Origin of the sequence: Streptomyces sp. NPDC094034 (assembly GCF_040303865.1) — a bacterium.
In the GTDB taxonomy this organism is placed as follows: Bacteria; Actinomycetota; Actinomycetes; order Streptomycetales; family Streptomycetaceae; genus Streptomyces.
Window position 1 is genome coordinate 1 of record NZ_JBEOUD010000091.1, and the last position, 9,128, is coordinate 9,128.

The 9,128-nt window shown below is 64.8% G+C and carries 8 protein-coding genes and 1 pseudogene; 6 read left to right on the forward strand and 3 right to left on the reverse strand.

Translation table 11 applies throughout. The features are described from left to right. Positions 1–121 precede the first annotated feature (121 nt). Entirely contained in the window at positions 122–643 is a 522-nt protein-coding gene (locus ABTZ59_RS36580) for a hypothetical protein (protein ID WP_351425567.1), read from the forward strand. A 10-nt stretch (positions 644–653) separates the two neighbouring features. Here the strand turns inward: ABTZ59_RS36580 and ABTZ59_RS36585 are convergent. Beyond that, positions 654–1,477: pseudogene (locus tag ABTZ59_RS36585) on the reverse strand (IS5 family transposase). A gap of 117 nt (positions 1,478–1,594) precedes the next feature. On the opposite strand from ABTZ59_RS36585, the gene ABTZ59_RS36590 reads away from it, so the two are divergent. The 3 genes from ABTZ59_RS36590 (at position 1,595) to ABTZ59_RS36600 (ending at position 6,156) form a co-directional block, all read left to right on the forward strand. After that, positions 1,595–3,067 carry an MFS transporter gene (locus tag ABTZ59_RS36590; protein WP_351425572.1) on the forward strand — a complete coding sequence of 491 codons (1,473 nt, stop codon included), beginning with the start codon at positions 1,595–1,597 and terminating at the stop codon, positions 3,065–3,067. Between the two features lie 110 nt (positions 3,068–3,177). Continuing rightward, positions 3,178–4,455, forward strand: a complete 1,278-nt coding sequence (locus tag ABTZ59_RS36595) for an FAD-binding oxidoreductase (RefSeq protein ID WP_351425598.1) — start codon at positions 3,178–3,180, stop codon at positions 4,453–4,455. Between the two features lie 144 nt (positions 4,456–4,599). Next, positions 4,600–6,156: a DHA2 family efflux MFS transporter permease subunit gene (locus ABTZ59_RS36600; protein ID WP_351425578.1), complete on the forward strand. Its 1,557-nt coding sequence runs from the start codon at positions 4,600–4,602 to the stop codon at positions 6,154–6,156. A gap of 316 nt (positions 6,157–6,472) precedes the next feature. Here ABTZ59_RS36600 and ABTZ59_RS36605 read toward each other — a convergent pair whose 3' ends face one another. Both ABTZ59_RS36605 and ABTZ59_RS36610 read right to left on the reverse strand, forming a co-directional pair. Next, positions 6,473–6,646, reverse strand: a complete 174-nt coding sequence (locus ABTZ59_RS36605; RefSeq protein ID WP_351425583.1) for a hypothetical protein — start codon at positions 6,644–6,646, stop codon at positions 6,473–6,475. A gap of 327 nt (positions 6,647–6,973) precedes the next feature. Then, complete coding sequence (locus ABTZ59_RS36610; RefSeq protein ID WP_351425586.1) at positions 6,974–7,333, reverse strand: winged helix-turn-helix transcriptional regulator; 360 nt, start codon at positions 7,331–7,333, stop codon at positions 6,974–6,976. Positions 7,334–7,427: 94 nt separating this feature from the next. Here ABTZ59_RS36610 and ABTZ59_RS36615 point away from each other — a divergent pair, with 94 nt between their 5' ends. Together ABTZ59_RS36615 and ABTZ59_RS36620 are read left to right on the forward strand one after the other, a co-directional pair. Continuing rightward, complete coding sequence (locus ABTZ59_RS36615) at positions 7,428–8,036, forward strand: malonic semialdehyde reductase (protein ID WP_351425590.1); 609 nt, start codon at positions 7,428–7,430, stop codon at positions 8,034–8,036. Positions 8,037–8,156: 120 nt separating this feature from the next. After that, positions 8,157–8,993, forward strand: coding sequence for an NmrA family NAD(P)-binding protein (locus ABTZ59_RS36620; RefSeq protein ID WP_351425595.1), 837 nt, complete (start codon positions 8,157–8,159; stop codon positions 8,991–8,993). Positions 8,994–9,128: the final 135 nt, after the last annotated feature.

Sequence of the window (9,128 nt, forward strand, 5' to 3'; positions counted from 1 at the left end):
GACAGGATCAACTCGGCCTTCGGCCGCCCAGTACGCGCCACCCCACAACCCTACACATCTGAACAGAATTCCAGACTCAGAAGACTAGGGCGTGTGTCGGAAGTGCTCTAGGTTGGCTGGTGTGAGTGCGCGGGGGCGGGGTTACCGATATGTCGGACCGGTCGAGTTGAAGGCTGCGGTCCGGCCTGGCAGCGACGGGTGCCGGATCAGCTCGGCGGCTGAATTCGGCGACTGGATCGCTGGGCGATCGGCGGCGGAGCTGGCCGAGCAGTTCACCTTCGTGGTGGGCACGGACGGCGCGCTTCGGCTTGCGCCGCGACGGGGCGAGCACGTTGCCTGTGCCGGCGGAGCCATGGTCTTGAGTGCCGGCGAGATCGGTTTCGTGCGCGAGGCGGACCGGTGGGCCGTGAGCGAGGTCAGCAACCAGTCAACCGGATATTGCCCCGACATCGACTCCTGGTCGGAAGTCGCTCGTGCGCTGGACGATGTAGGGCTCGAACGACCCTCCGGCTTCACCCATGAAGTGGTGTTCCGCCGGTGTCCTGGCTGCCAGGAGCAGAACATCGTGCGCGAGGACGACTTCGTCTGTGTCTTCTGCGGCAGCGATCTGCCGGAGACGTGGAACGTGGATCCCACCGTGTGATGGCCGAGGCTCACAGCCACGCGTTGACGGCGGCGACGAGGACGGTCGCCTCGTAGCGGACGGCGAGCTCGTCGTATCGCGTGGCGACAGCGCGGTTCCTTTTGATGCGGTTGATCCCGCACTCCACCCCATGACGCTCGCGGTAATCGACCGGGGCAAAGCGCGGTGGCCGGCTACTGCGGGAGTCGAGCTTTCTGCGGTTGTGCACCTGGTCAGCCTTGTTTGGGATGGTGCAGCGGATTCCGCGCGGACCCGGTTGGGGCGGACGCGTGGCCGGCCCGGCCCGATGCGGGGCACGCGGACCTTCCCCGGTACAGATTCGAACTGCGGCCAGTCGCCGCGCTGCCCGACCGTGACCAGGATCGGCATGGCCCTCAGGCCCTGCTCGACGGCCAGGCGCAGCTTGGTCGTGAACCCGCCGCGCGAGCGTCCCAGTCCATGATCACGGGGCTCGGCAAAGACACCGCCCGGTGGTTCCTTCTGCGGATCACCCTGCTTGCGGGCCCCTGTCGCATGCTGATGAGCGCGGCACACGGTGGAATCGACACTCAGGTCCCACTTGATCGCGCCTTTCGCGTCAATCAGGGACTGGAGCCGCGTGAGGATGCGGTGCCAGATGCCGTCCCGCTGCTTCCGACGGAACAGGTCGTAGACCCGGCTCCACGGCCCGTATTCGGGCACGTCCCGCCACGGAACACCGGTCCGGACCCGGAACCGTATGCCGTCGATCAGCCGCCGCCGAGGCCAGACGGGCGGCCGCCCCGCCTTCGCGCCCTTCGGCAACAACGGCTCAGGCGTTGCCCGCTGCTCGTCCGTGAGATCTCCCTTACCCATGAACCGTGATCATTCACAGCCCAAGATCCACTTTCGATACACGGCCTAGGCGCGATGACCAGAGCGCCATAGATGACATAGGATGCCAAGATTGGCACACGAGTGACACGGGGTGTGATGAGCGAGAGCTACGAGTTGTTCGCCAGCCCAGAGCCTGCAGACGCGGGCATCAAGCGGCGCACGAGCGGCCACCGCGCGAGCCTGGAGGTGGCTGCGGTGGCCCTAGCGGCTTTGGTGGCATCACTAAGCCAGTCGCTTCTGCTGCCAGTGCTGCCCCAACTGCAAGAACGTTACGGCCCAGACTCCGTGTGGCTGCTGACGGCGACCCTCCTAGTCGCGATCATCGCGGTGCCCGTGATGGGACGCCTGGGCGACCTCTACGGGATACGTAGGATGCTCCTGGCCGCTCTGATTTTGTTGACGGTCGGTTGCCTCGTTGACGCGGTCACCGACAGCCTGCCGGTACTGATCTTCGGCCGGGCCTGCCAGGGCGCGGCTATGGCGGTGATTCCGCTGGGGATCAGTCTGCTGGCCGCCCTGCTGCCGGCGCAGAGGGCTGGTTCGGCTGTCGCCGTGGTCAGTGCCTTGCTGGGTGTCGGCAGCTCTCTCGGTCTGCCGCTGGGCGGCCTGGTCGCCGAGAGTTGGGACTGGCAGTGCCTGATGTGGATCAGTTTTTCCCTGGGGCTGGTCTCGTTCACGGGCATCGTCCTGCTGGTGCGCGAGTCACACCAGCCCATTGTCGGCCGTGTCGACCCTGTCGGCGGATTGCTTCTGGTCGCGGGCTTGCTGGCATTGGTACTGCCCCTGGAGCAGGCCCACGAATGGGGGTGGGGCTCCCTCCAGGTCTGGGGGCTGCTTGCCGCTTCCGCAGTGCTGCTGTTGTCCCTCGGCATCCTCGAGCTGCGTCAACGCGAACCGCTCGTCGACGTCCGGGCGCTGGCCCGCCGACCGATCTTGATGACCAACCTCGCCTCGATCTGCTTCGGATTCGCTCTGTTCGCCTCGTTCATCGGCACGACAACCTTCGTGGCCGTCGACCCGCATACCTTCCCCACCGGGCAGACCAGTTACGGCTTCGCGGCCACCCCGTTTCTCGCCGGGCTCACCCTGTTGCCCAGTGGGATCATGATGCTGCTGCTGGCCCCCGTAGCCACCCGGCTCATCCAGCGCCGCGGAGCCCCGCGAACGCTCGCCCTCGGCGCCCTGGTCGTCTCCATAGGCTGGGTCACGCGCATCGCGCTCACCAGCGAACTCTGGCAGGTCATCCTGGGCTCCACCGTCATCGGTGTCGGAACCGGCATCGGCTACACCGCCATGCCCACAATCATCAACACCCACACACTCCCGCACGAGATTGCGGCCGCCAACGGCCTCAACACTCTGTTCCGCAGTCTCGGCTCCACTCTGGCGACCGCGGTGAGCACCACGCTGCTCGCCAGCTTTTCCTTCCGCCTCACCAGCCAGGACATACCCACCCTCAGTGGTTACCGAGTTCTGTTCGCAGCCTGTGCGCTGGCCGCCCTGCTATCAGCCGTACTCGCCCTCTCCGTGCCCCGCCACGGCATTTCCCAAAGGAGCGCTTCCGCATGACGCACCCATCGCCACTCGCCCCCGCACGGACTCCCGCCGAGCTGCGAAAGCGGGTCGCTGGGACTGTCGTAGCCAAGACCGATGACGCCTATGAAGCCTGCCACCAGTCCATGGTCTTCCAACGCGCTACAGTCCGTCGGCATCCCGACGTGATAGTTCAGGCCTTGAACGTGAAAGACGTGCAGGAGGCCGTTCGGTACGCGGCGCACAATGGAATCAAGGTCACCACACGCTGCGGCGGCCACAGCTACTCCTCCTCGTTCTTGCGCGAAGACGGCATGCTCATCGATGTCAGTCATCTCGACGGAATCGAAGTCGACAAGGACACCAAGACCGCGATCGTCGACCCCGGTGTGTTCGGACGACGCCTGAATCAGCGACTAGCAGAGGAAGGGCTGGCGTTCCCCACCGCGCACGCCGGCATCGTGCCGCTCAGCGGCTTCCTGCTCGGCGGTGGTGTGGGGCTGAACGGACGCGCCTGGGCCCCGGGCGGAATCAGCACATTCGCCGTCACCGCTGTGGATATCGTGACCGCCGACGGGCAGTTGCGGCACGCCAGCCGCACCGAAAACCCGGATCTGTTCTGGGCCGTCCGCGGAGGCGGGCCAGGCCTGTTCGGCGTCGTGGTCAAGTTCCATCTCCAGTGCTTCGACGCTCCCGGGACGATCTGGACCGTGAACTACATGTTCCCCTCCGGTGAGCTGGACACAGTCATCGAGACGATGGTGCGCCTGGCCCCGCAACTGGAGAAGAACGTCAAAATCGGCCTCGGCATGACGCCCGCGCCAGCACATGCGCGTGATCGAATCCACCTTTCCGTGTACGCCTTCACGGCCGACGAGAAGGACGGACGGCGCCTAGTCGCACCCGTCAGCAATGACCCCATCATCACTCGCGCGTTGGAGCACACGCCGGGCCGCGAGATCAGCATCGACGACTACTACGCCGCCGACGACGACTACGCCGACACCTACCGGAACCCGCACATGATGGACACGATCTGGACCGAAGATCCTCACGCCGCCTTCCAGATCCTCAAGAAGCACATCGCGGAAAATCCATCGTCCGGTTCCTACCTATCGCTGCATTACCTGGGCAGCGACCCGCTGCCAGACTCGGCGTTCTCCAAGAAAGCCAGCTACTACATCGGCTACACCCAAGAGTGGAGCCATCCCGAACAAGAAGCAGCATGCCGGGACTACTCCGTGAAGGTCTTCAACGAACTCAAGCCCCTCGCCCACGGCAGCTACATCAACGAAATGGACCAGATCGGACGCGCGAGCGACATCCCCGACAGCTACTCCCCAGACGCGTGGGCCCGCCTGAGCACCCTGCGCCAACAGTGGGACCCGAAGAACGTCTTCCATGACTTTTACGGACGGGAGTAAGCACCCCAACCCATTTGTCGGATAACTCGCTACAGAACATGCGAGGCACGCGATGTGCCCACACGAGACGTGGGCTTGATCCATGGCCGGCCAATCGTCTTCCGGGCTTCCGCACAAGAACACGCATCACGGCAAGGGATACGTATGACAATTGTGGCACCCGATGACGCACCTGCCCCCCTGGATCGCCCCCTAAGGGGTGTGATCACCGTAGTTACTCTCGGCAGCATCATGTCGATCGTCGACGGGACGATCGTCAATGTCGCCATGGACGTCCTCACCCGCACATTCGAGGCCCCGCTGTCCACGATCCAGTGGGTTTCCACCGGTTATCTGCTCTCACTCGCCATGGTCGTTCCGTTGACCGGTTGGGCCGCCGACCGCTTCGGCACCAAACGACTCTACCTTTGGTCCATCGCCCTTTTCACTGTGTGTTCGGTCTTGGCCGGCCTGGCCTGGTCCGCACCATCGTTGATCATCTTCCGTGTGCTCCAAGGCCTGGGTGGCGGCATGATCGTGCCCGCCGGCATGACGATGATCACCCGGGCCGCCGGACCGTCCCGCCTCGCGCGCGTCATGAGCCTGGTCGGGGTGCCTATGCTGATCGGCCCGATCGCCGCGCCTATTCTCGGTGGCTGGTTCATTGAGTCGTTCTCCTGGAGATGGATCTTCTTCATCAACGCTCCCATTGGCGCCCTGGCGCTCGTTCTCGGCGCGCGGCTACTCCAGCGCGACAACGCCATGCGCGGCCAGCGACTCGACTGGGGCGGCGCAGTACTGTTGTCCCCAGGCCTGGCTTTGACTCTCTATGGCATCTCCGGCACCAACAACAGCACTGGATTCGCCGACGCCGCCTACCTGGTGCCGTTCATCACCGGACTCGTGCTACTCGTCCTGTTCGTCACCCACGCCCAGCGTGCTCAATCACCTCTGATCGACGTGCGCTTGTTTGGTCGTGGCGCGATGACCGCCTCAACCATCACGAGCTTCCTGCAGTCCGTCCCGTTCATGGGAATGATGTTCCTGTTGCCACTCTATTACCAGCTTGTTCGCGGCGAGAACTCGCTGAGCACTGGCTTACTCATCAGTCCACTGGGAATTGGAGCCGCCGTCTCTATGCTTGCAGTCGGCCGATTCTCATCCCGCATAGCTGCGGGGAGCACCGTATGCATCGGCATGATCCCCTTCCTTGCCGGCTTGGTAGGGCTGGCCTTCATCGGCCCTAGCACGCCCTTGTGGTTCGTCGTTGCCTGCACGCTGATCGTCGGCATCGGTGCGGGGGCCACCCAGGTCCCCACGATGACCGCCGCCCTCCAAACCTTGGCGCATCAGGACATCGCCCGCGCAAACACCGTGTTCAACATCCTTCAGCGCGCTGGCGGTTCCCTGGGCGTAACCGTTTTCTCGGTACTGCTGACCACTCACCTCGGCGCCGGCGGATCGCTCGATACGGCTCCCCGCGGTCCGGCAGTGGCCAGCGTTTTCGGGTACACCTTTTGGTGGGCGCTCGGGCTCTCCGTAGCCTCGGCGATCGCGTCCGTCTTCCTCCTCTCCTCCAAACCCAACAGCTCGAAAACGCGCCTGTGCCGTCGCTTGGATGGATGGAAACCGAAGCCGACCAGCCCTGAGACCGCTGGAGAACAACGGCCTGCGGCGTCCAGAACCCGCTCTCGTGACTTCCGAGGTTCGCAGCATGGTTGACGAATGTGAACTGCGAGGGCGTGATCGTCACAAACAGGGAACCTGGCATGTGCTGATGGCGGCAGATGGGGCGTCTGCACCGGCGGCGTCTCCAAGTCCGGAAGTTCCCTTCAACGCTGCGGAGCTACGCCAACCTCTGAAAACCACCCGCACTGCAAAGTCGCCGCGTTGTTCTGGGTGCCGGTGCTGACTGCGGGCCTTGTGGTCGTCTTGCGGGGAACCTCTGCAATCCTCCGAAGGACCGCACACACGTACTGCCGTGGTGGGAGATGCAGAACCACTTCAGGCACTGAGCTGCCGTCACCAACGATGGCGCCTACGCCATCGAGGAGTGGCTCGACCACTCCGGCTCCGGATTCACGTACACCGTCGAACTCACCGGCGCCGAGGAGGCCAGTTCCGACTGCCGGGTGGGTCCCGGCACTTCGAGGGCGACTTCCTCGGCGGCACTGTCGACCTGCACTACCGCTTCGCGCTGCACGGCGACCATCGAGCACCTGGTCGAGCCGTGACGCACTGGGAGGCGGCGTCCCGGGCATACCCAGCCGTCCCTGTCCCGCCCATACGGACATAACGCAACCCGCCGCGGCCCCGCCTCGGTGGTCGGCCTGGGCTGACCACCCGCTCCTTGTCGATGCTTACCGGGCCATCCCTGGCGAAGTCCGTGACCGACTGGCGATCAGCAGCATTGTCGACGAGTTGGCAGACGCCACCCTCGAAGCAGCGGCGTCCGGGAACTGTATCTCGCCGATCAAGAAGGGCCGTCCGTGGCAGTCACGTTCGCAGTCCGCCATTGGTTGCCGCAGGGGCTCTCCCGTCACGTTTCCTGCGTGCCGCAGGCCTCGTCGCCTAGGTTCTCCTTCGCCCAAGCGGTGAGGGCGTCGAGTGCGGGGATGAGCGCATGTCCGGAGGCTGTCAGCTTGTATCGCACGGAAATGGGCGGGCCGGGGTCGACCTGCCGGTCGATGAGCTTAGCGGCGGTGAGCGCGCCGAGACGGTCCGAGAGCATCGAATCGCTGATGCCGGCCACGCTGCGCTTGAGATCGGCGAAGCCCATGGGGCCCGGCATCAGAGTGCCGAGCAGGACCCCATTCCATCGCTTGCCCAGAAAGTCGAAGGCGCGCACCAGTGCGACATGGCACGCCTGCGGCTCCACGGTGCTGTCGACCTCACTCATGGTCACAGGGTAGCTCAACGACTCCAATACACCGTGTTACTCTTTTTTTCGAAGCACCTTCGAGAGATGAAGTGTCACGAAGTTAGGAGCATTCATGGGTGAGTCGATCAACCTGGAGAAGCTGGACCAGCGGTCTCGGGAGATCATCTTCACGAAGGCCCGCACAGCGAACAGCTTCGCGGACACGCCGGTGTCAGATGAGGAACTGCGCGACATCTGGGAGCTCACCCGGTGGACACCCACCTCGGCGAACGTCCAGCCCATGCGTGTGTTGTTCGTCCGTACCCCGGCGGGGAAGGAGCGGCTGGCCCCGCACATGGCTGAGGGCAACCGGGCGAAGACGGACTCGGCTCCGGCGGTGGCCATCGTGGCCTACGACAACGAATGGCACGAGGAGATCCCGAACGTCTTCCCGATCTTTCCGCAGATGCGCGACGACTATGTCGCGGACCTGGACGGCCGTCACAGCACGGGGCGGTTCTCGGCCGCCCTACAGGCAGGGGCGTTCATCCTCGCGGTGCGCGCCGCTGGCCTTGCCGCCGGCCCGATGGGTGGTTTCGACGGTCCGGGAATCGACGCCGAGTTCTTCGGTGGCACGAACTGGACCACGCTCATGGTGGTCAACATCGGCCACCCGGGTGAGGACCCGTGGTTCGAACGCCTGCCGCGGGTGGACGTCAACAAGGCCGTTGCCTGGGCCTGACGCTGTCCTCCGGCAGGGCTGACTCGTGTGACCATCGGAGGGGGCGCTGTCAGCTCTTCTCCCATTCTCACTGCGCCTGCGTGCCGGAACCTGTTGCGCATGTGACTATCGAAGGGAATCATGACCTCCCGCACCTCCTCCCTCCCCCTGATCGTCGGCGGCAAGGGCAAGACCGGAAGCCGTGTCGTGTCCCGCCTACGAGACCTCGGCAAGCACGTTCGTATCGGCTCACGCAGCGGGAATCCACCGTTCTCATGGGCGGACCAGAGCACGTGGGCGGCCGCGTTGGACGGCGTCGACCGGGTCTACGTCGTCCACCCGGACCTGGTCACCGCCGAGGCCATCGCCCAGGTCGATGCTTTCGCCACGGCCGCCGTCGAGAGGGGTGTCACTCGGCTGGTGCTGCTGAGTGGATACAGCGGCGAGGCCAACGACACCTTGTACCCGGTCGAGCAGGTGGTCGTCGATGCCGGCGCGGAGTGGACGATCGTGCGCCCGAGTTGGTTCAACCAGAACTTCAGCGAGGACTTCTTCATGGACTTCCTCGACGCCATCCGCGGCGCCGAGCTCGCCTACCCGTTCGGAGAAGTGAAGATCGCCTACGTCGACGCCGACGACATCGCCGCAGTGGCCACCGCCGCCCTCACCGAGGACGGGCACAACGGCAAGATCTACAACGTCACCGGTCCCGAATCGCTCAGCCTTCACGACGTGGCACGCGAGCTGTCCACAGCCACCGGCCAGCAGGTCGCGTACACCCCGCTCTCGGCGGGTGAGTACGCGGCCCGGTTGCGCGAACACGGAACACCACAGGAGATCATCGACGCAGTCACCAGCACCGCAGATCGCGCCGACGAATCCGTCGCACACGACGTGCGGGAAGTGCTCGGACGAGAGCCGATCTCCTTCACTCAGTTCGCCCGGGCCACTGCGGCCACCGGTATCTGGCAGCACTAGTCTTCTGAGCCTGGAATTCTGTTCAGATGTGTGGGGTGGTGGGTGGCGCGTACTGGGCGGCCGAAGGCCGAGTTGATCCTGTCGGACGAGGAACGGGATGCGCTGGAGGGATGGGTGCGGCGTCGTTCCACCCCG

Bases quoted from the DNA above. Each gene is read 5' to 3' on its own strand.
- ABTZ59_RS36590 (WP_351425572.1), top strand. From the start codon at position 1,595: ATGAGCGAGAGCTACGAGTTGTTCGCCAGCCCAGAGCCTGCAGACGCG.
- ABTZ59_RS36595 (WP_351425598.1), top strand. From the start codon at position 3,178: ATGGTCTTCCAACGCGCTACAGTCCGTCGGCATCCCGACGTGATAGTT.
- ABTZ59_RS36600 (WP_351425578.1), top strand. From the start codon at position 4,600: ATGACAATTGTGGCACCCGATGACGCACCTGCCCCCCTGGATCGCCCC.
- ABTZ59_RS36605 (WP_351425583.1), bottom strand. From the start codon at position 6,646: ATGGTCGCCGTGCAGCGCGAAGCGGTAGTGCAGGTCGACAGTGCCGCC.
- ABTZ59_RS36610 (WP_351425586.1), bottom strand. From the start codon at position 7,333: ATGAGTGAGGTCGACAGCACCGTGGAGCCGCAGGCGTGCCATGTCGCA.
- ABTZ59_RS36615 (WP_351425590.1), top strand. From the start codon at position 7,428: ATGGGTGAGTCGATCAACCTGGAGAAGCTGGACCAGCGGTCTCGGGAG.
- ABTZ59_RS36620 (WP_351425595.1), top strand. From the start codon at position 8,157: ATGACCTCCCGCACCTCCTCCCTCCCCCTGATCGTCGGCGGCAAGGGC.